At 17.9% G+C, this 26328-nt stretch carries 23 protein-coding genes and 3 tRNA genes; 13 read left to right on the top strand and 13 right to left on the bottom strand.

Going from position 1 to position 26328, the window contains the following annotated elements:
- Window positions 1–88: 88 nt before the first annotated feature.
- From rpsA to serS, 5 genes are all read right to left on the bottom strand, one after another.
- Window positions 89–1777 carry a 30S ribosomal protein S1 gene (gene rpsA, locus M5J13_RS01685; protein WP_252837177.1) on the bottom strand — a complete coding sequence of 563 codons (1689 nt, stop codon included), beginning with the start codon at window positions 1775–1777 and terminating at the stop codon, window positions 89–91.
- Window positions 1778–1872: 95 nt separating this feature from the next.
- Window positions 1873–2550 (bottom strand): (d)CMP kinase, encoded by a 678-nt coding sequence (gene cmk, locus M5J13_RS01680; RefSeq protein WP_252837175.1) that lies wholly within the window; start codon window positions 2548–2550, stop codon window positions 1873–1875.
- Between the two features lie 46 nt (window positions 2551–2596).
- On the bottom strand, window positions 2597–3883 hold the full coding sequence (gene aroA / locus M5J13_RS01675) for a 3-phosphoshikimate 1-carboxyvinyltransferase (RefSeq protein ID WP_252837174.1): 1287 nt from the start codon (window positions 3881–3883) through the stop codon (window positions 2597–2599).
- A 52-nt stretch (window positions 3884–3935) separates the two neighbouring features.
- On the bottom strand, window positions 3936–5030 hold the full coding sequence (gene serC, locus M5J13_RS01670; RefSeq protein WP_252837173.1) for a 3-phosphoserine/phosphohydroxythreonine transaminase: 1095 nt from the start codon (window positions 5028–5030) through the stop codon (window positions 3936–3938).
- A gap of 100 nt (window positions 5031–5130) precedes the next feature.
- Window positions 5131–6420 (bottom strand): serine--tRNA ligase, encoded by a 1290-nt coding sequence (serS, locus tag M5J13_RS01665; protein ID WP_252837171.1) that lies wholly within the window; start codon window positions 6418–6420, stop codon window positions 5131–5133.
- A gap of 144 nt (window positions 6421–6564) precedes the next feature.
- On the opposite strand from serS, the gene trxB reads away from it, so the two are divergent.
- From trxB to aspS, 3 genes are all read left to right on the top strand, one after another.
- Window positions 6565–7518, top strand: coding sequence for a thioredoxin-disulfide reductase (trxB, locus tag M5J13_RS01660; protein WP_252837170.1), 954 nt, complete (start codon window positions 6565–6567; stop codon window positions 7516–7518).
- 33 nt (window positions 7519–7551) lie between these two features.
- Complete coding sequence (infA, locus tag M5J13_RS01655; protein WP_252837169.1) at window positions 7552–7770, top strand: translation initiation factor IF-1; 219 nt, start codon at window positions 7552–7554, stop codon at window positions 7768–7770.
- 277 nt (window positions 7771–8047) lie between these two features.
- Window positions 8048–9799 (top strand): aspartate--tRNA ligase, encoded by a 1752-nt coding sequence (gene aspS, locus M5J13_RS01650; protein ID WP_354667644.1) that lies wholly within the window; start codon window positions 8048–8050, stop codon window positions 9797–9799.
- Between the two features lie 183 nt (window positions 9800–9982).
- Here the strand turns inward: aspS and pyk are convergent, their stop codons facing one another.
- Window positions 9983–11431: a pyruvate kinase gene (pyk, locus tag M5J13_RS01645; protein ID WP_252837167.1), complete on the bottom strand. Its 1449-nt coding sequence runs from the start codon at window positions 11429–11431 to the stop codon at window positions 9983–9985.
- 356 nt (window positions 11432–11787) lie between these two features.
- Here pyk and zwf point away from each other — a divergent pair, with 356 nt between their 5' ends.
- The 5 genes from zwf to tsaB all read left to right on the top strand — a co-directional run bounded on the left by zwf (window position 11788) and on the right by tsaB (window position 17229).
- Window positions 11788–13260, top strand: coding sequence for a glucose-6-phosphate dehydrogenase (zwf, locus tag M5J13_RS01640; RefSeq protein ID WP_252837509.1), 1473 nt, complete (start codon window positions 11788–11790; stop codon window positions 13258–13260).
- A gap of 128 nt (window positions 13261–13388) precedes the next feature.
- Entirely contained in the window at window positions 13389–14270 is an 882-nt protein-coding gene (gene htpX, locus M5J13_RS01635) for a protease HtpX (protein ID WP_252837166.1), read from the top strand.
- Between the two features lie 198 nt (window positions 14271–14468).
- On the top strand, window positions 14469–14678 hold the full coding sequence (gene cspE / locus M5J13_RS01630) for a transcription antiterminator/RNA stability regulator CspE (RefSeq protein ID WP_252837165.1): 210 nt from the start codon (window positions 14469–14471) through the stop codon (window positions 14676–14678).
- A gap of 244 nt (window positions 14679–14922) precedes the next feature.
- A complete protein-coding gene (locus M5J13_RS01625) occupies window positions 14923–16497 on the top strand; it encodes a TerC family protein (RefSeq protein ID WP_252837164.1) in 1575 nt (524 codons plus the stop codon).
- A 75-nt stretch (window positions 16498–16572) separates the two neighbouring features.
- Entirely contained in the window at window positions 16573–17229 is a 657-nt protein-coding gene (gene tsaB, locus M5J13_RS01620; protein ID WP_252837163.1) for a tRNA (adenosine(37)-N6)-threonylcarbamoyltransferase complex dimerization subunit type 1 TsaB, read from the top strand.
- A gap of 67 nt (window positions 17230–17296) precedes the next feature.
- On the opposite strand, the gene minE is transcribed toward tsaB, so the two are convergent.
- From minE to minC, 3 genes are read right to left on the bottom strand one after another with little or no spacing between them, the layout of a single operon-like run.
- Window positions 17297–17548 carry a cell division topological specificity factor MinE gene (gene minE, locus M5J13_RS01615; RefSeq protein WP_252837162.1) on the bottom strand — a complete coding sequence of 84 codons (252 nt, stop codon included), beginning with the start codon at window positions 17546–17548 and terminating at the stop codon, window positions 17297–17299.
- Window positions 17549–17550: 2 nt separating this feature from the next.
- Window positions 17551–18360 carry a septum site-determining protein MinD gene (gene minD, locus M5J13_RS01610; RefSeq protein ID WP_252837161.1) on the bottom strand — a complete coding sequence of 270 codons (810 nt, stop codon included), beginning with the start codon at window positions 18358–18360 and terminating at the stop codon, window positions 17551–17553.
- A gap of 36 nt (window positions 18361–18396) precedes the next feature.
- Window positions 18397–19086 (bottom strand): septum site-determining protein MinC, encoded by a 690-nt coding sequence (minC, locus tag M5J13_RS01605; protein WP_252837160.1) that lies wholly within the window; start codon window positions 19084–19086, stop codon window positions 18397–18399.
- Window positions 19087–19200: 114 nt separating this feature from the next.
- On the opposite strand from minC, the gene M5J13_RS01600 reads away from it, so the two are divergent.
- Window positions 19201–20217, top strand: coding sequence for a methyltransferase (locus tag M5J13_RS01600; RefSeq protein WP_252837159.1), 1017 nt, complete (start codon window positions 19201–19203; stop codon window positions 20215–20217).
- 10 nt (window positions 20218–20227) lie between these two features.
- On the opposite strand, the gene M5J13_RS01595 is transcribed toward M5J13_RS01600, so the two are convergent.
- Window positions 20228–20313, bottom strand: a tRNA-Leu gene (locus tag M5J13_RS01595).
- Window positions 20314–20376: 63 nt separating this feature from the next.
- Window positions 20377–20449 (bottom strand) — tRNA-Cys (locus M5J13_RS01590).
- Window positions 20450–20673: 224 nt separating this feature from the next.
- On the opposite strand from M5J13_RS01590, the gene M5J13_RS01585 reads away from it, so the two are divergent.
- Window positions 20674–20757: transfer RNA gene (locus tag M5J13_RS01585), tRNA-Ser, on the top strand.
- Window positions 20758–20872: 115 nt separating this feature from the next.
- Here M5J13_RS01585 and M5J13_RS01580 read toward each other — a convergent pair.
- Window positions 20873–21973 carry a hypothetical protein gene (locus M5J13_RS01580; protein WP_252837158.1) on the bottom strand — a complete coding sequence of 367 codons (1101 nt, stop codon included), beginning with the start codon at window positions 21971–21973 and terminating at the stop codon, window positions 20873–20875.
- A 347-nt stretch (window positions 21974–22320) separates the two neighbouring features.
- Here M5J13_RS01580 and M5J13_RS01575 point away from each other — a divergent pair, with 347 nt between their 5' ends.
- A complete protein-coding gene (locus M5J13_RS01575) occupies window positions 22321–23016 on the top strand; it encodes a hypothetical protein (RefSeq protein ID WP_252837156.1) in 696 nt (231 codons plus the stop codon).
- Between the two features lie 110 nt (window positions 23017–23126).
- Complete coding sequence (locus M5J13_RS01570; RefSeq protein WP_252837154.1) at window positions 23127–24029, top strand: FlgK family flagellar hook-associated protein; 903 nt, start codon at window positions 23127–23129, stop codon at window positions 24027–24029.
- Between the two features lie 4 nt (window positions 24030–24033).
- Here M5J13_RS01570 and M5J13_RS01565 read toward each other — a convergent pair whose 3' ends face one another.
- Entirely contained in the window at window positions 24034–25209 is a 1176-nt protein-coding gene (locus tag M5J13_RS01565; RefSeq protein ID WP_252837153.1) for a ribonuclease E/G, read from the bottom strand.
- Window positions 25210–25292: 83 nt separating this feature from the next.
- Between M5J13_RS01565 and M5J13_RS01560 the strand changes: the two genes are divergently transcribed.
- Window positions 25293–26240, top strand: a complete 948-nt coding sequence (locus M5J13_RS01560) for an RluA family pseudouridine synthase (protein ID WP_252837152.1) — start codon at window positions 25293–25295, stop codon at window positions 26238–26240.
- Window positions 26241–26328: the final 88 nt, after the last annotated feature.

Here is a 26328-nt window from a genome sequence, read left to right as displayed (position 1 = left end):
TAAAAAATTAAATTTCTAAAATTATTAAATTAATAAATTATATATTTTTATAATTTTTTATACTATAAACTATTTATTATAAAAATTTTTATTCTATATTTTTAGCATCTATAAAAGCATCTGTCATGGTATTAGAAAAATTTTTGTTATTTTTTAATTTTTTTAATTTATTTATAGAATCATTTATTTTTTGTTCTGTATTAAACATATTTTTTAAAAAAGATAAATAAATAATTCTTTTTTTTCTATCTATATTTAAAATATTAAAATCCAATATTTTGTTTTGTTTTAATGTTTTAATTTGTTTATTTATATCAATATTTTTTAAATTTGAAAAAACTATTACTCCAAAAATATTTTTTTTAAGTTTTATAATTGCTCTATCTTTAGATTTAAAAGAATTTAATTTACCTTTTACTATTGAATTTTTTTTATTTTTTTTAATATATTTATTAAAAGGATCTTTTTTTAAATGTTTAATACTTAATGATATTCTTTCTCTATATGAATCTACTTGTAATACAACAGTAGTAATTTCATCTCCTTTTTTATAATTTTTTACAACATCTTCTCCAGATTTTTCCCAATCTATATCAGATAAGTGAACTAATCCATCAATTCCTTCTTTTAATCCTATAAATATTCCAAAATCAGTAATAGATTTAATTTTTCCAACAACTTTAGAACCTTTTTTATTTAATTTAGAAAAATTTTTCCATGGATTTATAGTGCATTGTTTTAATCCTAATGAAATTCTTCTTCGTTCTTCATCAATATCTAAAACCATTACCTTTACAATTTCATTTAATTTAACTACTTTAGAAGGATGAATATTTTTATTTGTCCAATTCATTTCAGAAATATGAACTAATCCTTCTATTCCTTCTTCAATTTCAACAAAACATCCATAATCTGTTAAATTAGTAATTTTTCCAGTAATTTTTGATTTTTCTGGATATCTTTTAGATATGTTTTTCCAAGGATCTTCACCTAATTGTTTTAAACCTAATGAAACTCTTGTTTTTTCTTTATCAAATTTTAAAATTTTAACTAATATTTTTTCTCCAATACTAACTATTTCTTTTGGATGTTTTACTCTTTTCCAAGCCATATCAGTGATATGCAATAATCCATCTACTCCTCCTAAATCTATAAAAGCTCCATAATCTGTCAAATTTTTTACAGTTCCTTTAATTTTTAAACCTTCTTTAATACTCATTAATAATTGTTCACGTTCTACACTATTTTCAGATTCTATAACTGCTCTTCTTGAAACAACTACATTATTTCTTTTTTTATCTAATTTAATTACTTTAAATTCTAAAATTTTTCCTTCTAAATGAGACGTTTCTCTGATAGGTCGAATATCTACTAAAGAACCTGGTAAAAAAGCACGTATATCATTTAATTCTACAGTAAATCCTCCTTTTACTTTTCCATTTATAGTACCTTTTATATTAGTAGAATTTTTATGATTTTTTTCTAAAACTAACCATGATTGATGTCTTTTTGCTTTTTCACGAGAAAGTATTGTTTCACCAAAACCATCTTCTACAGCATCTAAAGCTACTTTTATTTTATCTCCAATATTAATATCTATATTTCCATCAATATTTTTAAATTGTTCAATTGGAATTAAAGATTCTGATTTTAATCCAGAATCTACCAAAACATTTTCTTTATTTATAGAAATTATAATTCCTTTAATTATAGAACCTGGTTTCGTATTAGTTATTTCTAGTGATTTTTTAAATAATTTGGAAAAAGATTCTTTCATATATATTTTTTACATATTTTTATAAAACTTTTAAACTTCATTGTAAAAAAGCTTATTAATTGAAATTAACTAAAATCCTTGTTAAAGAGTATTTTTTAAATAACTATTTTTTTTTTAATAAATTTTATTATATAATTTAATGTTTCTTTAAATGTCATATGAGTAGAATCAATAATTATAGCATTTTTGTCTGGTCTTAAAGGACAAATTATTCTATTTTTATCTTTTAAATCACGTTTTTTCATTTCTTTTAAAATAATATCTCTATTTACATTAAATCCTCTTCTTTTAAAATCTAATATACGTCTATTTACTCTTTCTATAAATTTTGTTTTTAAAAATATTTTTAATATTGCATCTGGAAATACAACTGTTCCCATATCTCTTCCGTTAGCAATTAAACCAGGAAATTTTCTAAATTTTCTTTGATAAAATAAAAGCCAATATCTTATATAAGGAAAAATAGCAATTTTAGAAGCAACCATAGATACTTTTTGAGAACTAATATCATTAGAAATATCTTTTCCATTTAAAATTACTATAAATTTTTTTTCTTCATATTTGAAATTAAAATTTATTTTATTTAAAATAGGTATTATTTCTTTTTCCTTAATAGATAATTTTTTTTTTATTATATAAAACGCAATTACTCTATACATATATCCTGATTCAAGAATATTCCATTTCAATTTTTTAGATATTTTTTGAGATAAAGTACTTTTTCCTACTCCACTTGGTCCATCAATAGTTACTACTGGAGATTTTTTAATCATTTATATTACCTTTTAAAATATATTTATAAATTTTATTTTTTTAAAATTATTTATATTTACATATTGAAAAAAATTTTAAAAAATAATCAGGAAAAGTTTTATTTACACATTCAGGATTAAGAAGAGTTACAGGAGTACCTGATAAAGAAATTAAAGAAAAACACATTGCTATACGATGATCATTATATGTATTAATTGTTGCTTCTTTAAATTTTTTAGGTGCATTAATTACTAAATAATCTCTTCCTTCTTTTACTTTTGCTCCTATTTTTTTTAATTCATGAGATATAGCATATAAACGATCTGTTTCTTTTACTCTCCAATTATAAATATTTTTAATTTTTGTTTCTCCTTGAGCAAATAAAGCAGTAATAGCAATTGTCATTGCTGCGTCTGGAATATCGTTCATATCCATATTAACACTATTTAATTTACTTCCACTACATGTTATGCTATTCTTTTTTAAAGAAATGTTTGCTCCCATTTTTTTTAAAACTTCACTAAATTTTATATCTCCTTGAATACTTTTTTTTCCTATTCCATTTATTTTTACTATACCTCCTTTAATAGCTGCTGCTGATAAAAAATAAGAAGCGGAAGAAGCATCACTTTCTATTAAATATTTTTTTGGAGATATATATGTTTGATTTCCTATGATATAAAATTTTTTATAATTTTTATTTTTTATAAAAATTCCAAAACTTTTCATCATTTTTATAGTAATATCAATATATGGTTTAGATACTAAATTATTTTTAATTATAATTTTTGTATTCATTTTAGATAATGGAGAAATTATTAAAATAGCTGTTAAAAATTGACTTGAAATGCTACCATCTAAAATTATTTTTCCTCCAATAAACTTTCCATGAACTAATAACGGAACAAATCCATTATTTTTTAAATATTTAATTTTAACTTTTCTTTGTTTTAATGCATCAACTAAATGTTTAATAGGTCTTTCTTGCATTCTATTATCTCCAGTAATAATAATATTATTTTTTTTTATAGATAATGCAGATAATAAAAAACGTACAGCAGTTCCAGCATTACCTAAAAATAAAGTAATATTTTTATTTTTTGGAAAATATTTTCCTTGACCATATATCACACAGGATTTTTTTTTTTTTGAAAGATTAAATTTTACACCTAATTTTTTTAAAGCTTTTAACATATATTTTACATCATCACTATATAAAATATTTTTTAATTTTGTTTTTCCATTTGAAAGAGAAGCTAATAAAAGCGCTCTATTAGTAATACTTTTTGAACCAGGTAAAGATATTTCACCTTCTATTTTAATAGGAGATTTTAATTTAATTATATTTTTCATATTTTAATTAATAAATTTTTAAATTTAAAATTATATAATGTTTTTAATTTATTTAAGAAATTTTATAATATTTTTTTTCAAAATATATCATAAATTTAATTAATTTTTTTATTCCTTGAATTGGCATTGCATTATAAATAGAAGCTCTTATTCCACCTAAAATTTTATGATTATTTAAAGCATATAAATTTTTTAATTTAGCTTCTTTTACAAAAATATCATTTAATTTTTTATTTTTTAATTGAAATACTACATTCATATTTGATCTATTTTTTTTATGTATATAATTATTATAAAATTTACTTTTATCTATTGTTTTATATAATAAATTCGCTTTTTCTACATTTATTTTTTCAATTTTTTTTATTCCTCCTACTTTTTTTATCCATTTAAATATTAAACTTGATAAATACCAAGAAAAATTAACTGGAGTATTAAATAATGAATCATTTTCTAAAATATTTTTATAACTTAATATTGAGGGAACAAAATTTTTTGGAGATCGAATAATTTTTTTTTTAATAATTACAATTGTAATTCCTGATGCTCCAATATTTTTTTGAGCGCTAGCATAAATTAAAGAATATTTTTTAATATTAATTTTTCTAGATAATAAAGTAGAAGAAAAATCTCCGATTAAAATTTTATTTTTAAAAACAGGTTCTTCATAAATAGAAATACCTTCAATTGTTTCATTTGGACAATAATGTATATAATTAGATTTTGAATTTATTTTCCATTTTTTATAAGGTATAATAGATTTTTTTTTATTAAATTCAGATATTACATTTATTATTTTAGTCTTACAATATTTTTTTGCTTCTTTGGCTGCTTCCATAGACCAATAACCGCTATAAATATAATCTACTTGATCATTTTTTGTGGTGAAATTCATAGGAATAGCAGAAAATTGACCTCTAGCTCCTCCTTGAAAAAATAATATTTCATAATTTAAAGGAATGTTTAATAAATCTCTTAAATCTTGTTTTGAATTTTTAACAAGAGATAAAAATTCTTGACTTCTATGACTTATTTCTAATACAGAAGATCCTAAATTACACCAATTTTTAAAATCTTTTTTCGCTTTATTCATTACTTCTAAAGGTAACATAGAAGGTCCAGCACTAAAATTATAAATATGATTCATGATTCACCATCTTATATTAAATTAAAATAAAAATTAAATAATATTTTTATGAATTATAAATATAATTTTGTATACATAAAATATAATATTTGTATTTAAATTATTTTATAAATTTTAATCCATTCATATATTTTTTACTTAAAATTTTAGGTACTTTAATAGAACCATCACTTTGTTGATAATTTTCTAATAATGCAGCTAAAGTTCTTCCTACAGCTAAAGCAGATCCATTTAATGTATGAACATAACAATTCTTATTTTTTTTATAATCAAAATAACGTGATTTTATTCTTCTTGATTGAAAATCTAACATATTTGAACAAGATGAAATTTCTTTATATGATTTTTGTGAAGGAAACCATACTTCTAAATCATATGTTTTTGCAGAAGAAAAATTTGTTTCTTCTGAACATAAAAGTACTTTTCTATAAGGCAATTTTAAAAGTTTTAATACTTTTTCTGCATGAAAAGTAATATTTTCTAAAGCTTGAAAAGAATTTTTTGGATGAACGATTTGAACTAATTCTACTTTATCAAATTGATGTAATCTTATTAATCCTTTAAAATTTTTTCCATATGAAGTAGATTCAGAACGAAAACAAGGAGTATTTGAAACAAACATATATGGTAAATTTTTTTCTTGAAGAAGAGTATTTTTTACTAAATTTGTTAATGGAACTTCTGCAGTAGGAATAAGGTAATGATTATTCTCATTTCTATTTTTTTCAGAATTTACATAAAATAAATCAGAATTAAACTTAGGGAGTTGACCTGTACCATATAAACTATCTTTATGTACAATATATGGAACATATATTTCTATATAATTATGATTTATTATATGTAAATCTAACATAAATTGACTAAGTATTCGATATAATTTTGCTATTTCTTTTTTCATTACAACAAAATTTGCTCCAGAAATTTTTGCAGAATTTTTCCAATCAAAACCATCAATATTGTTTCCTAATTCAACATGATCTTTTATTTTAAAATCCATTTTTTTTATTTTTCCCCAACAATATATAATTTTATTAAAAGATTTATTATTTCCAATAGGTACATCATTTAATAAAATATTTGGAATAGAAAGATAAAAATTAAGTAATTTTTTTTGAATTTTTTTTAAAATAGAATTATATTTTTGAATTTTTTTACTTAATTTAATTCCTTTTATCTTTAAATTATTTTTTTCTAACAATGTTTTTGTTTTACTAAACATTTTAGATATTTTTTTTTGATAAAATCTTAATTTTTCACTTTTTATTTGTATCTTTTTTCTTTTATTTTCTAATTTTTTAAATTTATTAATATTAAACACAAATCCTTTTTTTAATAATTCTTTAGATATTTTTTTTGTACATTTTCTTAATAATTTAGGATTGATCATATAAATTATACTCATAGTTGTAAATTTTTTATTTTAAATAAAAATTCTTTTTTTAATAAAAAACAAAAAAAATATTTATTTCATTATACTATAATTTTATAATAAATATTTCTTATAAAAATAAAATAAAAAAAATAACTAAAAATGAAAAAAAAAAATATACATAACAAAATTATTATTATAGGATCTGGACCAGCAGGATATACTGCTGCAATATATTCAGCAAGAGCGAATCTTAATCCTATTATAATTACTGGAAACATTCCAGGAGGTCAATTAACTAATACAAATTCAATTGAAAATTGGCCTGGAGATGAAAAAATTTTAACTGGTTTTAATTTTATTAAACGGTTAAAAAAACATGCATTAAAATTTAATACTAAAATTATTAATGATCATATAATTGATGTAAACTTTAATAATACTCCTTTTAAATTAATTGGTGAAAATTTTCAATATACATCTGATTCAATAATAATTGCTACAGGATCAGTTCCTAAATATTTAGGATTAAAATCAGAATCTTTATTTTTAGGAAAAGGTGTTTCTACTTGTGCTGTTTGTGATGGTTTTTTTTATAAAGATAAAATTGTTGCAGTTATTGGAGGAGGAAATACTGCTTTAGAAGAAGCTTTATATTTGTCAAATATATCAAAAAAAATACATTTAATTCATAGAAGAGAATTTTTTAGAGCAGAGAAAATTTTAATTAATAAAGTTTTAAAAAAAATAAAAAATAAAAAAATTATATTTCATAGTAATTCTAAAATAGAAAAAATATTAGGAAAAGATAATAAAGTAAATAAATTAAAGATTTTTTCAAAAAAAAATAAAAGATCATTTTATATTAATGTATCTGGAGTTTTTATAGCTATTGGAAATATTCCAAATACAAAAATATTTAATAAAAAAATAAAAATGAAAAACGGATATATTGTTCTTGTAAAAAATATACAAAATTATTATTCTCAAACTAACATTCCTGGAATTTTTGCTGCTGGAGATGTAATATATAATTCTTATAGACAAGCAATAACTGCTTCTGCTGGTGGTTGTATAGCATCTTTAGATTCAGAAAAATATTTAGAATCTTTATAAAAACTATAAAAAATTAAAAATTTAAGAGAAAATATGGTAAAAGAAGAAAATATAGAAATGCAAGGAAAAGTAATAGATACATTACCAAACACTATGTTTCGTGTAAAATTAGAAAATAAACATATAATTGTTGCACATATTTCTGGAAAAATGAGAAAAAATTATATTAGAATTTTAACTGGAGATAAAGTTACTGTAGAATTAACTCCTTATGATTTAACAAAAGGAAGAATAATTTTTAGAAGTCGATAATTTTAAAAAATTTTATATATAATTTACATTTAAAAAAAATTATTTTAAAAAAACAGGAAAAAATTTTTTTATAATAATATTTATTTTATATATAAATATACATATATTGGAAAATCTTTTATTTATTAAAAAAACAATTTTTTTATAAAAATTGTTTTTTTTTAAGTAAAATTAAATTAATAAATTTATTAAAAATTATCAAATTAATTTTTTTAAATTTATTAATTTTAATTATTTTAATAAGTAACTTAAAAAATATATTACTTAAGGGATGGTTGTGAGAACAAATTATTGTGGAAAAATAAATATAAAATATATTGAAAAAAAAATAACTATATGTGGATGGGTAAATAAAAAAAGAAATTTTGGAAAAATAATTTTTTTAGATATAAGAGATAGAGAAGGATGTGTTCAGGTAGTTTTTTATAAAAAAAATAAAGAATTATTTAAAAAAGTTAAAAAAATTAAAGTAGAATTTTGTGTACAAATTTCTGGAATAGTAAAAGAAAGAAATAAAAAAAATAAAAACTTTAATTTATATACAGGAGAAATAGAAATTATTGCTGATATTTTAAATATTTTAAATACTTCTAAAAAACTTCCTTTAGATTTTGATTCTTTTTCTTCAATTAAAAATCGATTAAAATTTAGATATTTAGATATAAGAAAATCAAAAATAATTAAAAATTTAAATATTCGTCATTTAATTGTAAAAAATATTATTAATTTTTTAAATAAAAATAATTTTTGGAATATAGAAACTCCTATATTAACTAGTTCTACTCCAGAAGGTGCTCGTGATTATCTAGTTCCAAGTCGAGTTCATAAAGGAAAATTTTATGCTTTACCACAATCTCCTCAATTATTTAAACAATTATTAATGATATCAGGAGTAGATAGATATTATCAAATTGTTAAATGTTTTCGTGACGAAGATTTAAGATCTAATAGACAACCTGAATTTACTCAAATTGATATTGAAGCATCTTTTATAAGTAAATCAAAATTATGTAAAATAATAGAAAAAATGATTATTAAATTATGGTTAAAAATAAAAAATGTTACTTTAAAAAATATACAAAAAATATCTTTTAAAGAATCTATGAATCGTTTTGGAACAGATAAACCTGATTTAAGAAATCCTTTAGAAATAATTTCTGTAAAAAATATATTATTAAAAAGTTCTTTTTTTATTAAAAAATTTAATAAAAAAAAGCAAAGAATAGTTACTTTAAAAATACCTAATGTAAAAAATCTTACTTTAAAAAAAATAAATTCTTATATAGAAAAATTAAAAAAATATAAAATAAATGATATTATTTTAATTAAAGTTAAAGATATTAAATTAGGAAAAATTTTTACAAAAAATAAAGAATTTAAAAAAATTAATTTAAAAATTATTAAAAAAATAATTAAAAAAAATAAAGCCAATAAAAATGATTTTTTAATTTTAGCATATGATTCAAAAAAAATAATAAATAAAGCATTTGGAAAATTAAGAAATTTTATATCAAAAAATTTAAATTTAATTAATTTATCAAAATGGTCTGTAGTTTGGGTAAAAAACTTTCCTATGTTTAAAAAAAATAAAAATAATAGTTTTTCTACTACTCATCATCCTTTTACATTACCAAAATATAAAAATTTAAAAGAAATAGTTAAAAAACCTAAAAAAATTTTTTCTCATTCATATGATTTAGTTATAAATGGACAAGAAATAGGAGGAGGTTCTGTAAGAATTAATAATAAAAAAATACAAAAAAAAATTTTTAAAATTATTGGATTAACAAAAACTGAACAAAAAAAAAAATTTGGTTTTTTTTTAAATTCTTTAGAATATGGAACTCCACCTCATGCAGGAATAGCATTAGGATTAGATAGAATATCTATGTTATTAACAAATAGTAATAATATTAGTGATGTTATTGCATTTCCTAAAACTACTTCTGCTAATTGTTTAATTACAAAAGCTCCAAATATCGTAAAAAAAAATGATCTTAATGAATTAGGAATAAAAATAATAAAATAAAAATATTTTTGTTATTTTAATTTTTTATATTTTAAAAAAATGAATATTAAAAAATTTTTATAAAAATAAAATGAAATAATTAAATTAATTTTTTTATTAAAAAATGAAGTTTTAAAAAATTAAAGAAATTTTTTATTTAAAAAAATTAATTTATTTTAATATTTTTAAAAATTTTAAATTTTTTTAAAACTTAGTAACTTTTAAAATTCTCATAGTATTAGTATTTCCAGGTATTCCTTTAATATCTCCTTGTGTAATAATAACTATATCATTAAATTTTAAATATTTTTTTTCACATAATAACTTGATTGCTTTTTTAGAAGCTTCTAAACCTTGTTTTTTTGTTTTAAAAAAAATAGGAATTACTCCTCTATATAAAGCAGTTAATTTTAAAGTTTTAATATTTCTAGATAATGCAAAAATTGGTAGTCCAGAACTTATTCTTGAAGTAATTAATGCTGTTTTTCCTGATTCAGTCATAGTAATAATTGCTTTTACTCCATTTAAATGATTAGCAGAATACATAGTAGACATAGAAATAATTTCTTCAATACTATCAAAAGCAAGATTCATTCGATGTCTAGAAACATTCATACTTGGTATTTTTTCTGCTCCTTTACAAACTTTTGACATGGATATTACTGTTTCTACTGGATTTCTTCCTGAAGCTGTTTCAGAAGATAACATTACAGCGTCGCTTCCATCTAAAACAGCATTTGCAACGTCCATAACTTCTGCTCTTGTAGGAACTAAATTAAATATCATAGATTCCATCATTTGTGTTGCTGTAATAACAACTCTATTAAGTTGTCTAGCTTTTCTAATAAGTTTTTTTTGCATACCTGCTAATTCTGGATCTCCAATTTCAATTCCTAAATCTCCTCGTGCTACCATAATTGCATCTGAAGCTAAAATTATTTCTTGAATTATTTGATCATTATGAACTGCTTCAGCTCTTTCTATTTTTGCAATAATTTTTGCATTACTTCCAGCTTTTTTCATTAATTTTCTTGCTATTTCTAAATCTTTAGCGCATTTTGGAAAAGAAATTGCTAAATAATCTACTTTAATTTTAGATGCAGTAATTATATCTCTCCTATCTTTATTAGTAATAGAACCTGCATTTAATCCTCCTCCTAATTTATTAATTCCTTTGTTATTTTCTAAAAAACCTCCAATTAAAACTTTAGTATATATTTTTGTTTTTTTTACATTTAATACAACTAATTGTATTTTTCCATCATCTAATAATAAAATATTTTTTATAAAAATATCTTTAATTAAATTTTTATAATTAAATCCTACTTTTTTTTTATTTCCTAATTTATTTTTATAAGAATAATCTAAAATAAAAGAATCTCCTTTATTTAAAAAAATTTGATTGTTTTTAAATTTAGAAATTCTTATCTTAGGTCCTTGTAAATCACCTAAAATAGCAATATTACTACCTGTTTCTTTAATTATTTTAAAAGCTCTTTTTGCTCTTTTTATATGTTCTTCTTTAGTTCCATGAGAAAAATTTAATCTTAATACATTAGCACCAGATAAAATAATTTTTTTTAGAACATCATCTGAATCAGTTGAAGGTCCTAGTGTAACAACAATTTTTGTTCTTCTAATTCTATTAAACATTTTAATAATCCTAAAAATTTTTTATATTTTAAGAAAAATTTTTTTTTATATGTTAATTTTATATAATATAAAATAAATATTTATAAAATTTTTTATTAAAAAATATATTTATTAAAAATATTATAAATATATTAAAAATTTTTTTAAAATAATATAAAATATTTATTATAAATTAACTTTTATCAAAAAAAAACATAATTTATATTAAAAAATAATTTTATATAAAATATTGTTATTTTAAAAAAATTTTTAATTTTATATTAATTTATAGAAAATTATATTTATATAATAAAATATAAATTTATTTAAAAAAATTTTAATTAATAAAAATTTTTATAATTTAATAAATAGGAAATATAGTGATTTCTAAAAAAATAAAAGCATATGATTTAGTTATTTTTGGAACTAAAGGTGATTTAGCAAGAAAAAAGTTACTTCCTTCTTTATATAGATTAGAAAAATTAAATAAATTATATAAAGATACAAGAATTATTGGAATTGGTAGAGCTAATTGGAAAAATAAAGAATATAAAAAAATAGCAAAACAATCTATTTATAATTATAATAATAAAATTTTAGAAAAAAATATTTGGAAAAAATTTAGTTCTAGATTACATTTTTTAAATATAGATGTAAATGATATAAACAATTTTCATAAATTAAAAAAATTATGTAACAAAAAAAAAAGAATTATAATTCATTATTTTGCTATGCCTCCAAGTATTTTTGGAATTATTTGTAAAGGTTTAGGAAAATTTAATTTAAATTCTAATAAAAATAGAATAATTATAGAAAAACCTATTGGAACTTCATTAAAAACTTCAAAAAAAATTAATAATACAATAGGAAAATATTTTTTAGAAAAACAAATATTTAGAATAGATCATTATTTAGGAAAAGAAACTATTTTAAATTTAATTGCTTTAAAATTTTCTAATTCTCATTTTTTTACTAATTGGAATAAAAATACTGTTGATCATATTCAAATTACAGTTTCTGAAGAAGTAGGAATAGAAGGAAGATGGAGTTATTTTGATAAAGTTGGACAAATGAAAGATATGATTCAAAATCATTTATTACAAATATTATCAATAATAGCAATGTCTCCTCCAGATAATTTAAAAGCAAATAATATTCAATTAGAAAAATTAAAAGTTTTAAAATCATTATCTATAATTAACAGAGATAACATAAATGAATTTACTGTGCGAGGACAATATACTTCAGGATTATTAAAAAATTTAAAAGTTCCTGGATATATTAATGAAATAGGATCTATAAAAAATAGAAATACTGAGACTTTTGTTGCAATTAAAGTGAATATTAAAAATTCACAATGGAATAATGTTCCTTTTTATTTAAGAACTGGAAAAAGAATGCCTATTAAAAAATCTGAAATTGTAATTTTTTTTAAACCAAATTATTTAAATTTATTTAAAAAAAATAATGAAAATAAACTTTTAAATAAAATGGTTATAAATTTACAACCAAATGAAGGTATTGATATTTATATTAACAATAAAGTTCCAGGATTAGATTCAAATTTTAAACTAAAACAAATTAAATTTAAATTTAGTTATCAAAAAGAATTTAAAAATTTATATTTATATGATGCTTATGAAAGATTATTATTAGAGAGTTCTTTAGGAAATCAATCTTTATTTGTTAGTAAAAAAGAAATAGAAGCTTCATGGAAATGGGTGGATTCTATTATTAAATCTTGGAAAAAAAAAAAATCGAAAGTTGAATTTTATAAAGCTGGAACCTGGGGTCCTGAATCTTCTAATTATCTTTTAAAAAAAGATGGAAGATCATGGAATAAAATTTAATAAATATTTATTTTTTTATCAAAAAATTATTTTATTTTTTCTTTTTTTTTTTTAATTTTTTAAAAATATTTATATATAAATATATTATTTAATAATCATTAAAAAAATTTTTTATTAAAGGAAAAAATATGAATCGAATATTTTTAGTTTCATTAACTAATATATCTGTTTTAAGTATAATTTCTATAATTTCTTGTTTATTTGGAATACATTTTAATAAATTAACAAAAGTTATTATATCAACTTTTTTATTTGGATTTGGAGGTGCTTTTGTTTCATTACTATTTTCAAAAAGAATTTCTATGTTTTCAACTGGTTCAAAAATAATTGTTAATCCTAAAAATAAATCTGAAAAATGGATATTAAAAATAATAAAAAAACAATCTTCAAAATTAAAATTAAAGACTCCTGAAACAGCAATATATCAATCTGATAATATAAACGCTTTTGCTACAGGACCAACGAAGAATTCATCTTTAATTTCTGTATCTTCTGGATTGTTAAAAAAAATGCCTAAAAATGAAATAAAAGCTGTAATTGCTCATGAAATGACACATATTTCTAATGGAGATATGGTTACTATGACATTAATACAAGGTACTGTAAATACATTTGTAATTTTTTTATCTAAAATAATTATTTATTTTTTATCAAATATTTATTTAAAAGATAAAAAAAAAATTAATTTTTTAAAAAAAAAATCTATAACTCGTACAATTTTTTCATTTTTTTTACAAACAATGTTTGGAATTTTTTCAAGTATTGTTGTGATGTGGTTTTCTAGAAATAGAGAATTTTATGCTGATGCAGGTTCAGCTAAATTAGTAGGAAGAAAAAATATGATTGCAGCTTTAAAAAAATTAAAATTAAATTCAAAAAAAATTGTTGAACCAAAAAATATTTCTTCCTTATGTATTGATAATAATTATAATCCTTTTTTAAATCTTTTAAAATCTCATCCTCCATTAGATAGTAGAATTGATGCTTTAAATAAAAAAAAATATATGTAATAAAAATTTTTATAAATAAAAATTTAAAAAAAAACAAAAATAAAAGTTTTTAAAAAATAAAGAAAATGTTTAAATATTGTTTTTTATTTAAAAATCCTCTATGATAAGATTAATGAATATTATTTAATAAAATTCATATTTTTTATTTATATAATACATAGTAATTTTGTTATAATGTAAATTTTTAAGGATATTGTAATGTCAAAGATTAAAGGCCAAGTAAAATGGTTTAATGAAGCAAAAGGTTTTGGATTTATTACTCCTGAAGATGGTAGTAAAGATGTTTTTGTTCATTTTTCTTCTATTCAAGGCGAAGGATTTAAAACTTTATCTGAAGGTCAAAACGTAGAATTTGAAATTCAAGAAGGACAAAAAGGACCTTCTGCTGTAAATGTTTTTGCAATTTAATAAAAAATTGTTTATTTAAAATTTTATTAAAAATTTTTTAAAACATTGAAAATTTTTAAATAACCTCTGTTATAAATACGGAGGTTTTAATAAATATTTTAAAAATTTTTTTTTAAAAATTTTTTATATAATATTAAAAAATAAAAATTTATAAATTTTTATTAAATTAATACCCAAAAATTTAATTAACTTTAATTCATAAATATATTTTTATAAAAATTTCTTTTATTTTATGGAGTATTTAATGACATTTACTTTAGACCCGTCAGCTTGGACTGGTTTATTAGCATTAATAGTTATTGAAATAGTATTAGGTATTGATAATTTAATTTTTTTAACAGTTTTAGTTAAAAAGTTAAATCCTAAACAAAGAAAAAAGGCTAGAATTATTGGTTTAATATTATCACTTTTTATAAGAATTTCTTTTCTTATATTTATATCATGGTCCACTTCTCTTACTAATCCTATTTATTCTAACCAATATATTACTTTATCTATTAGAGAAATTGTTTTATTAATTGGTGGAATATTTTTATCTTTAATTTCTTTAATAGAACTAAATGAAAATTTATATAATAAAAATATAAAAAAGAAAAAAAATAATAAATATTCAAATTTTTGGATAATTATTTTTCAAATAGTAATTTTAGATACAATATTTTCTTTAGATTCAATTGTTACAGCAATTGGAATTGTAAATAATTTATTTGTTATGATTTTAGCTGTTATTATTTCTATAATGGTTATGTTATTTATTTCTAAATCATTACAAAAAATTGTTGATAAATATAAAACTATTATTGTATTATGCTTAAGTTTTTTATTAATGATTGGAGTTAGTTTAATATGTGAATCTTTAGGATTTTACATTTCTAAAACATATTTATATGTAGCTATTATATTTTCTATTTGTATTGAACTATTTAATCAAATATCTAAATATAATTTTTCTTTATATCAATGTAAAAGACCTATTAGAATTAGAGTATTAGAAACTATTTTAAAAATTATTAAAAAAGATAAAAAAAATAAAAAGATTTTTAAAAAAATGCATAATTTTAATCATGATAATTATGATTCTAAAGAATATATTAATTTCAAAAAAGAAGAAAAATATATGATTTATAATCTTATAAACTTAGCTATTCGACCTATAAAAAGTATCATGACTCCAAGAATGGAAATTTCATGGATAAATATAAAAGAATCGCATAAAAAAATAAAAAAACAATTATTAGATACCCCTCATAGTTTATTTCCAATATGTAAAGGAAATTTAGATAAAATTATAGGAGTTGTTCGAGCAAAAGAACTATTTTCAATTATTGAAAATAAGAAAAAAATATTAGATTGTTTATCTAGAAATACCCCTATTTTTATTTCAGAAAAATTAAATCCAATAAAATTATTAAAAATTTTAAAAAAGTCTAAAGGAAATATGGTTATTGTTTTAAATAAATTTAATATTGTTCAAGGTTTAATTACTCCATTAGATTTTTTAAAAGCTATTGCTGGAGATTTTCCAGATGCTGATGAAACACCAGATATTACTAAAGAAAAAAATGGTTGGTTAGTAAAAGGACATACAAATTTACATTATATTCAACAAGTATTAAATACCAAAAATTTGATTGATAATAACAATGTTCATGCTTCGATTGCTGGTTTATTAATTGAAAAAAAAGGAAATATTCCTGTTTCAGGAGATATTATTAATATATCTTCATTTAATTTTCATATTATAAAAGTAAAAAATTATAAAATAGATCTTGTAAGAATTACTAAAAATTCAAAAAAAAATAATGAAAAAATCTTATAATTTATTTATAAAAAATTTTATATAAATAAGTTATAAAAATATTAATATATTACAATTTAAAAAAATTTTACTATTATGAAGTTATTAACTTTTGATATGACTTTAAATTTATGTTCAATAGCTTTAAAAAAAGATAAAAAAATAGATCAAATATATCAATTTTCTTATAAAAATAATAATAAAATGATTATTTGTATGATTCAAAAAATTTTATTTAAAAATTCAATTTTAATTAAAGAAATTGATTATATTGCTTTTTCGAAAGGACCGGGATCTTTTACTGGAATTAGAATTGCAACAAGTGTAGCAAAAGGAATTTCAATAGGATTAAAAATTCCATTAATTGGAATTTCTACATTAAAAATTTTAGCTGAACAAGCTAAAAGAAAAACTTTAAAAAAAAATTTTATAATTTTAATGTATGCAAATAAAAAAAATATTTATTGGGGTCAATATTTATTTAAAAATGAAAAATGGATACTAATAAAAAAAGAATTATTTATTTCTAATAAAATTGCTTTAAAAAAATTAAAAGAAATAAAAAAGAAATGGAATATTATACAAAATGTAAATTTTTCTTTTTTAAATAATTATAAAAAAAAAAAAATATTTAATATTAGTAATCCATTTGCTATAGATATAATACCTTTAGCATTGCAAATTATTAAAAATAATAAAAATTTAAAAAAAACTATAATTCCAAATTATTTAAATAACAAAATTAATAATTAAATTCATAATAATCATTATTAAAAAAATAAATATTTTCTAATAAAAAAATAATTTTTTTATTAGAAAATTATTTTGGTAATTTAACATTTAATTCTAATACTGAAATATTATTATTTTTTTTATCATATTCAACTGTAATAGATTTTTTATCAATTTTAATATATTTACAAATTGTTTTTAAAATTTCTTTTTTTAAAGCAGGAATATAATTTGGTTGTTTAGTATTTTTTTTTTGTTCAGCAATAATAATTTTTAATCTTTTTTTTGCTATAATAGCTGTTTTTTTTTTTTTAAATAAAAAAAAATCTAAAAGAGTCATAATTATCTTCCAAATAAACGTTGAAAAAAAGTTTTTTTTTCTTTTATAAAACGAAATTCAATAGTTTCTCCTAATAACCTTTTAACTACATCTTGGTAAGCTTGTCCTGCATTAGATTTTGAATTTAAAATAACTGGAGATCCTTTGTTAGACGCTTTTAAAATAGATAAATCTTCTGGAATTACACCTATTAATGGTATTCTTAAAATATCTAATACATCTTCTACACTTAACATATCTCCTGAATAAACTTTATTCGGAGAATATCTATTTAATAATAAATATTCTTTTACAGGATCTTTTTGTTCTTTAGCTCGTTTAGATTTAGACGAAAGGATACCTAAAATTCTATCTGAATCTCGAACTGAAGAAATTTCTGGATTAGTAGTAATTATTGCTTCATCAGCAAAATATAAAGCTAATAAAGCTCCTCTTTCTATTCCTGCAGGAGAATCACAAATAATAAAGTCAAAATTCATTTTTAATAATTTTTTAAAAACTAATTCTACACCTTCATAAGTTAAAGAATCTTTATCTTTAGTTTGAGAAGTAGGTAAAATAAATAAATTTTTTGTATATTTATCTTTAATTAAAGTTTGATTTACAGTTGATTCTCCTTGAATAATATTTATAAAATCATAAACTACTCTTCTTTCACAACCCATAATTAAATCTAAATTTCTTAATCCTACATCAAAATCAATAACTACAGTTTTTTTTCCAGATTGAGCTAAACCAGTAGCAATTGATGCGCTTGAAGTAGTTTTTCCAACTCCTCCTTTACCAGATGTAATTACAATAATACGAGTCATTTCTTAATATTTCCTTAAATTTAAGATTTAAAGTAATTATAATTTTTTTATATTAATAATTCCTTTTTTTAAAAATATTTGAGCAGATTTATTTAAAATATTTTTTGGAATTAAATCCATTAAACAATACTCTCCAGAAATAGATAATAATTCTGAATATAAATTAGTACAAAATATTCTTCTAGTAGAATCTCCATGAGCTCCAGCTAAAGCTCTTCCACTTAATTTTCCATAAACATGAATATTTCCATCAGCAATTAATTCAGATCCTTCATTGACATTATTTATAATTATTAAATCAGATTTTTTTGCATATATGGTTTGACCTGAACGTATAGTATTTTTATAAATTATACTTTTAAATAATATTTTATTTTTTATTGATTTTTTTTTTAAATTTATTAATTTTCTTGTATTTGAAAAAATTGGTAATCCTAATTTTTGAATTATTTTTTTTAAATATAAATCATAACACTCACTAATTCCTATTATTAAAAATCCACTAGACAAAATTACTTTCTGAATTTTAATCCAATTAGAATTTTTTGGAAATAAAGATAAATTTACAATAATTGGAGCATTTTTAAAAAATTTAGGAGATTCCTTTATTTTTTTTTGTAAAGCATCATAAATTTTATTTACTTTATTACTTTTTAAATAAAGAATTAATGTAGTAAAAACACTACCTTTAAAAGTAATTGGTATTTTTTTAAATTTTTGATTCATAATATAAATTACATAATTTTTTTTATTTTTTTATAAAAATATTTATAAAATATTAACATGTATATAAATTAATATCATTAAATAAAAAATATAAAAAAATTAGGAGATAAAATTTTGAATTTAAGTAAGCCAAGTCAATTAATATTAATTCATAAAAAAATTTTTTCGAAAAAAAAAGTAATTTTTTCTGGAAATATAGAAGATTCTTTACCTGAAATATTAAAAACAAAAAATAAAATAATACACGTTCAAAAATATCATTTTTTAAAATATTTAAAAAATTTAAAAAAAAAAAATATTTATATTCGTTTTTTAATTAAAAAAAAAAAAATACAAAAATATAATACAATAATTTATTTTTTTTCTAAAAATAAAAAAGAAACATTATTTCAATTAAAAAATATTATTTCTTCTCTAAAAAAAAAATCAATAATTTTTCTTGTTGGAGAAAATAAAAGTGGAATTAATAGTTTCGTTAATTTCTTTAAAAAAAATATAAATTTTAAAAAATTAAATTATGGAAGAAAATGTACTATATATTTTTATATAATTAATAAAAAATATAAATTTAATTTAAAAAAATATTATAAAATTCATTATTTAAAAAATATTCCTATAATATTTTTACCAGGAGTTTTTGGTTACAAAAAAATAGATGAAGGAAGTAAATTTTTATTTTCTTTATTATATAAAAAAAAAATAATTAAAAAAAGTATTCTTGATATTGGATCAGGATCAGGAATTCTTTCAATTCCTTTTGCAAATAAAAAATATAAAAATAAAATAACTTTATCTGATAGTTGTTTAACTTCTTTAAAATGTTCTAAAAAAACTTTTAAATTAAATAATTTTAATGGAAAATTTAAAATAAGTAATTTTTATTCTAATATTAAAAAAAAATTTGATTTAATAATTTCTAATCCTCCATTACATAAAAATTTAAAATTTTCTACTAATTTTATTAAAGAAATTATTTATAAGGCAAAATTTCATTTAAAAAAAAATGGAAAACTTATAATAGTATCTAATAGAAATTTAACTTGTGTTAAATATATTAAAAAAAAATTTAAAAAATTTAAAATTTTAAAAGAAAATAAAAAATTTAAAATTTTTCAAGGATCAATGAATTAAAAATTTTTAATACCCGAAGCGGGACTTGAACCCACAAAGTTATAAATAACCGAGGGATTTTAAGTCCCTTGTGTCTACCAATTTCACCATTCGGGCAATTTTTTTTAAAAAAGATAATAAGAAAAATTAATTTAATTTTTTTTAGATATATTTTTTTTGAGGCGCACCTCGGAATCGAACCGAGTTATACGGATTTGCAATCCGCTGCATAATTCCAGTCTGCCAATGCACCTAATTATAATTATTTTTTATATAATTTTAAAAAAAAATTTTTATTACTTTTTATATATATAACAAATAAAATTAAAATGTCAATATATCTTTTATAATATATAAAAAAAGTTATTTAAAAAAATAAACTTTACATTTTATTTAATTGTATTTAATATGTATAAAATTAAAAATTCTTAATATATTTAAGAATTTTTTAATTTTTAATAAAATTTTTAAAAAAAAGGAGGGATGGCCGAGTGGTTTAAGGCAGCGGTCTTGAAAACCGCCGATGAGAAATCATCCGAGAGTTCGAATCCCTCTCCTCCAAAAAAAAAAAAAAAAAACAAATAAAAAAAATAATAAAATTATTTCATTTTTTAAAATAAATTTTTATCTATAAATTTTTAAAAAAATTTAAAAATAAAAATTAAAATTATTTTTTCTATAAAATATTATTTTTTAATTTTTCTATAAACATTTTAAAATATTTTTTATAATAATTATAAAATTTTTTAAAACTTTTTTCTTTAGAAGAATTATTTTTAGAAATTGGTGATGAGTTCTTTTTTTTTGGTAATTTAAAATTTTTTAAAGAATCTTCTAAATCTTTTTGAAGTTGAAGAATATCAATAGTTTTTTTATTTAAAAATTTATATTTAAACATTTTTGGTATTATGTTATCAAAATTATATGTAATATTAAAATCTAATATACTTGAATTATCTGCATCGTATTTATAATTTTTTTCATTAAAAAAACTTGATTTTTTTGAAAATTCAAATGTAGATATTAAATTATCACTTATTTGATATGAAATTCCTGCGCCAAAAATTGGAAAAAGATTATTTTTTATAGATAAACTTTTATCTTTTAGATTAGAAAACAATATATCTTTAGATATATTTAAAGAAAGCCCTAATCTTGTAGAAAAATCTATGCTAGATGTTAAAGGACATGTAAATCTTGTAGATAATTCTATATTCTTTTTAATAGGAAAATTTCGTTTTTTTATTTTTTCAAATAATTTATTAAATAAAATATCATTGTTTATTTTTTCTTTTTTAAAATTAAGTTTATTATTTCTTTTTTTTTCTTCTTTTAAAGCAATATCTTTAAGATCTTCTTTATTTATAATTCCATTATTTTCTTTTTTTTGTTCTTTATCTTTTAAAATTTTTTCATTTATATATATATTATTTAAATATTTTTCATTTTTTATATTATAATTCTGATCAAACATTGAACGTATGTCAAGATTATTTTTTTCACTTCTAGAAGATATAGGAGTATTATATGCAAACTCTATTCCAAAATTTTTACTATATTTATATCCAGCATATACTCCTATTAAAATATTTTTATAAGGATTATTAATAATCTGATAATTATCTATCATTTTTTCAATATTATCATTAACTTTATGTTTAATAATATTAATTTTTGAACCAAAATAAAAAGAATTTTCATGATTAAAACTTTGTGCGTGTGCTGTTGTAACAAATCCACTTAATAAAAGAGAAATAAAAATAGATTTATTTTTCATTATTCACTCCAATTTAAATTATAAAAAATTTTAAAAAATATGTAATTTATTATTTTATTTTTTTAACATTAACTTTAAATATAATATATTTTTATAAAAAATTAAAAAAAATATTATAAAAATTTATTTTTTATATAAATAAATTAAAAAATTTCAAAAATAAATATTTAATTAATAAATAAAATTTCATAAATTTTTAATTTAATTGTAAAATATTAAATGAAATTAAATTTTTAAATATTTACTTAAAAAATAAATTTTTATATTATATGTTTATATAAAAGATATTATTTTATTTTAAATAAAAAAAATTGTTTTTACAAAAACTATAATTTGGTAAATTAAAAATGAATAATTCAATCAAAAAAAATTCTATTTTAAGTTTTTTTAATAATAATATTAATAAATTTAAAAATAAAAAAATTAATAAAAAAAAAGAATATTTTTATAAATGTGTTAATGATAGATTTTTAGAAATTTTAAAAAAAAGTATAAAAGAAAATGATTTAAAAGAATCAAATTTAGATAATTTTTACAAAAAAAATTCTTTATTTGTTAATTCATCAAATAATTTTAATAAATCAGAAAATATAAATGAATTAAATAAACCATCAATTTCTGTTGAAAATTATAAATATCTTATAAATAAAGAAGTTCTTGTACCTAGTTCTATTATTGTTTTTGATAAAAATCCACTAATAATATCAGGAAAATTTTCTAAAAATTCTCCTTATGTTAGAATAGTAATTTATGATGAAAATAGAAATATTATTTTTTCAAAAGAAATAGGATCTTCAAAAAAAGGAGAAAAAATTTTTATTATTAATAAAAAAGATATAGATAAAAAATATTTAATTTCAGAAACAGGAAAATATCACGTTTATTATTTTACGATGTTAGCTAAAAATGATATTGAAATTATTCCATGTATACAATATAGTAAAGCAGTAATTAGAAATGTATATTTAAAAGATGACAAATTATGGGCAGATTTAGGTCCTCTAGGCCAATGTTTGTTAAATCAAATTGAAAAATTTTTATAAAAATAAATATGAAAAATATTTATTTTTAAAACAATTTAAAAAAATATGGTTTTTTTTAAAAAAAAACTTAAAATTTAAAATCTTAAAAATTAAATATTATAGGAAATTTAATGATTAATATTAATTTAGATTCAATAATTCAATATAAAAATATTATTAATTTTAATTTAAATAAAAATTATGAACAAAAAAAAATATATTATTCTAAAAATTGTTTTTTAATAAACAAAAATTATTTATATTCTAATAAATTTTTTTGTCCTTATTCAAATATAATTAATTATCGTTATAGTAATAATATAAATAAAGATTTTATAAAAAAATTCATGATACGCAAAATCAAAAGAATAATGTTTTTAAAATTAAGAAGTATATTTTTAGGAAGAAAAAAATTACTTATTAAAAGTATTCCAGATATTTGTAAAAAAATAAAAGATATGAACGAAAATCCATCTTTAAATATATATAAAAAAATACGATTAAAAAAAATTATAAATATGTATAAAAATATTTATATAAAATTAAAAAATTTTAAAAATTTTATAAATAATCAAATTGAAAATTATTTTATAGAAATAAATTATATAATTGATAATATTTATGAAATAAACAACAAAATTAAAACAATAGATGAAAAAAAAATAAATAAAATAGATTTTTATCAAAATAAAAAAGAAAAATTATTAAATATTTTAAGTAAAATTATAATAATAAAAGAAGATAATTCAAAAAAAAATGAAATTAAAACATTTGAAGATATAATTTTATTATCAGATAGAGAACCATGTCATATTGATAATCAATATCAATCATTATTTGAACCCGATACTATTGTAAATTTTTTTAACAATCGTAAAAAATATGTAAGTATACCATTATCAAAAATTTCTGGATATGGAATTTTAAATACAATATGCAAAATATATTTAAATGAAATAGTTCCTTCATTAAAAGAATTAAAAAAAATAAATAAAGTATATTCTAGTTCTAATGAATTAAAAAAAATTTTATAAATATTTAAAAAAAATATTTTTTTTGTCTAGAAATTTCTAATAATCCGAATAAAGAAATTTTTCCTACTTTTATTTTAGAATTTTCTTTTCTTGCATTTTTTTTAAATATATTTTCAATAATTTTTTTATTTTTAATATTATTCATATTAATAAAATCAATTATAATAATTCCTCTTAAATCTCTTAATCTTAATTGTTTAAGAATTTCAAATATAGATTCTAGATTTGTATGAAAAGAAGTTTCTTCTAAATTTAATTTTTTATTTGAACGAAAAGAATTAACATCAATTACAGTTAATGCTTCTGTTTTATCAATTACTAAAGAACCTCCAGAAGGAAGAATGATTTTTTTTTTAAAAATAGAAAAAATTTGATCATAAATATTATAATAATTAAATATAGACGTTTTTTTTTTAAAAAATTTTACTTTTTTTTGTAAATTATTTTTTTTAAAATTAATAAATAATTTTTTTATAATATTAAAAAACAAAAAATCATCGATAATTATTTTGTCCAATTTATATATTAAAAATTTTCTTAATATATTTATATGAAAATTATTTATTTTATTGATTTTTATTGGAATAACATTATTTTTTTTTTTAAAATTAATTTTATTCCAATTTTTTATTTGTTCATTACAATCTAATTGAATATCTTTAATTGATTTACCTGATCCAGAAGTTCGTATAATAATCCCCATATTTTTTGGAATTTTTATTTTATTAATAACATCATTAAGATATATATAATCTAATTTATTTATTCTTTTAGAAATTGCTTTAATTTTAGGTTTATTTGGAAATATTATTACATATATTCCAAATAATTTAATAAAATTAGTTAACAAAGCTCCTTTTTTTTTTTTATTTTCTTTTAAAACTTGCACTAAAATCTTTTTCCTTTTTATTTCTAAATTATTATATTTAAAATATTGAATATTTTTTTTAATATAATTAAAATTATAAATTTCTTTAAATGGTAAAAAACCTAATTTTTTTTCTCCATAATCTACAAAACAAGCTTCTAAACTTTTTTCTATATTTATAATAAAACCTAAATAAATATTATTTATTTTAGTAAAATTTTTATTTTCTACATTAAAACTATACAAATTATTTTTATTAACAACAGCTATTTTAACTTCTTTACTAGAAACAGAAACTAACATTTTTTTCATACAAATAAACTCTTAAAATAATAAATTATTTTTTTAAATAAATTTTTAAAAAAAAATTTAAATTTAATAAAAATAGAAATTTTATGAATAATATAATAACAAAAGTATCTTTTATAATAATTAAAAAATTTTCAATAAAACAAAGAATTGATAATTTTTTAATTAATAAATTTAAAAATGTACCAAAAAGTAAACTATATAACATAATAAGAAAAGGAAGAATAAGAATAAACAAAAAAAGAGTTAAAGCAAGATATAAATTAAAAATAGGAGATAAAATTCGAATTCCTCCATTAAAAATTAATTATATTAAAAAAAAAAAAATATCAATAAATACTTATTTAAAAAAAAAAATATTAAAAAATATATTATATGAAGATAATTTATTAATGATATTAAATAAACCATCTGGACTTTCTGTACATGGAGGAAGTGGAATAGATTTTGGAATTATAGAAATTTTAAGAATTTTAAAACCAAAAAATAAATATTTAGAATTAATTCATAGATTAGATCGATATACTTCTGGAATTTTAATGATTGCTAAAAAAAAATCATCTTTACGTTATTTTCATGAACAATTTAGAAATAAATTAATAAAAAAAACATATATATCTTTAGTTCATGGAAATTTTTTACTTAAAAAAAAAATAGTTAATAACTCATTATTAAAAAATAATAATGTATATAAAAAAAAAATGGTATATATAAATGATCAAGGAAAATCTTCAAAAACTTTATTCAAAATAAAAAAAAATACTATTTTATATAGTTTTCTTAAAATAATTCCATTTACAGGTAGAACTCATCAAATAAGAGTACATTCTGCTTATTTAGGTCATCCAATAATTTTTGATAATAGATATGGAAATAATTTTTTAGATAAAAAAATTAAAGAAAAAAAAATAAAAAAAACTCTTTTTTTACATGCTAGAAAAATTATATTTTTTCATCCAAAATTAAAAAAAAAAATAATTATTAAAGCTCCTATCAAAAAAAATTTCAAAAATGCAATAAAATATTTATTTTAATTTTTTAAAAAAAATAAAAAAAATTAATAAAAAATATTTATAAATATTTTTTAAAACAAATTACTTGAATAATATTTAAAATTATTAT

Origin of the sequence: Buchnera aphidicola (Periphyllus lyropictus), assembly GCF_024029895.1 — a bacterium.
In the GTDB taxonomy this organism is placed as follows: domain Bacteria; phylum Pseudomonadota; class Gammaproteobacteria; order Enterobacterales; family Enterobacteriaceae; genus Buchnera_J; species Buchnera_J aphidicola_BA.
The sequence above is the reverse complement of the archived record's forward strand: the minus strand, read 5'-3'. Positions and strand labels throughout refer to the sequence as shown.

What these genes read in the sequence shown, in the direction of transcription:
- M5J13_RS01560 (WP_252837152.1), top strand. Translation starts at nt 25,293, where the DNA reads ATGAATAATATAATAACAAAAGTATCTTTTATAATAATTAAAAAATTT.
- M5J13_RS01625 (WP_252837164.1), top strand. Translation starts at nt 14,923, where the DNA reads ATGACATTTACTTTAGACCCGTCAGCTTGGACTGGTTTATTAGCATTA.
- minC (WP_252837160.1), bottom strand. Translation starts at nt 19,086, where the DNA reads ATGAATCAAAAATTTAAAAAAATACCAATTACTTTTAAAGGTAGTGTT.
- cmk (WP_252837175.1), bottom strand. Translation starts at nt 2,550, where the DNA reads ATGATTAAAAAATCTCCAGTAGTAACTATTGATGGACCAAGTGGAGTA.
- rpsA (WP_252837177.1), bottom strand. Translation starts at nt 1,777, where the DNA reads ATGAAAGAATCTTTTTCCAAATTATTTAAAAAATCACTAGAAATAACT.
- aroA (WP_252837174.1), bottom strand. Translation starts at nt 3,883, where the DNA reads ATGAAAAATATAATTAAATTAAAATCTCCTATTAAAATAGAAGGTGAA.
- infA (WP_252837169.1), top strand. Translation starts at nt 7,552, where the DNA reads ATGGTAAAAGAAGAAAATATAGAAATGCAAGGAAAAGTAATAGATACA.
- tsaB (WP_252837163.1), top strand. Translation starts at nt 16,573, where the DNA reads ATGAAGTTATTAACTTTTGATATGACTTTAAATTTATGTTCAATAGCT.
- serC (WP_252837173.1), bottom strand. Translation starts at nt 5,030, where the DNA reads ATGAATCATATTTATAATTTTAGTGCTGGACCTTCTATGTTACCTTTA.
- M5J13_RS01575 (WP_252837156.1), top strand. Translation starts at nt 22,321, where the DNA reads ATGAATAATTCAATCAAAAAAAATTCTATTTTAAGTTTTTTTAATAAT.
- pyk (WP_252837167.1), bottom strand. Translation starts at nt 11,431, where the DNA reads ATGTTTAATAGAATTAGAAGAACAAAAATTGTTGTTACACTAGGACCT.
- M5J13_RS01570 (WP_252837154.1), top strand. Translation starts at nt 23,127, where the DNA reads ATGATTAATATTAATTTAGATTCAATAATTCAATATAAAAATATTATT.
- trxB (WP_252837170.1), top strand. Translation starts at nt 6,565, where the DNA reads ATGAAAAAAAAAAATATACATAACAAAATTATTATTATAGGATCTGGA.
- serS (WP_252837171.1), bottom strand. Translation starts at nt 6,420, where the DNA reads ATGATCAATCCTAAATTATTAAGAAAATGTACAAAAAAAATATCTAAA.
- minE (WP_252837162.1), bottom strand. Translation starts at nt 17,548, where the DNA reads ATGACTCTTTTAGATTTTTTTTTATTTAAAAAAAAAAAAACAGCTATT.
- M5J13_RS01565 (WP_252837153.1), bottom strand. Translation starts at nt 25,209, where the DNA reads ATGAAAAAAATGTTAGTTTCTGTTTCTAGTAAAGAAGTTAAAATAGCT.
- minD (WP_252837161.1), bottom strand. Translation starts at nt 18,360, where the DNA reads ATGACTCGTATTATTGTAATTACATCTGGTAAAGGAGGAGTTGGAAAA.
- htpX (WP_252837166.1), top strand. Translation starts at nt 13,389, where the DNA reads ATGAATCGAATATTTTTAGTTTCATTAACTAATATATCTGTTTTAAGT.
- cspE (WP_252837165.1), top strand. Translation starts at nt 14,469, where the DNA reads ATGTCAAAGATTAAAGGCCAAGTAAAATGGTTTAATGAAGCAAAAGGT.
- M5J13_RS01580 (WP_252837158.1), bottom strand. Translation starts at nt 21,973, where the DNA reads ATGAAAAATAAATCTATTTTTATTTCTCTTTTATTAAGTGGATTTGTT.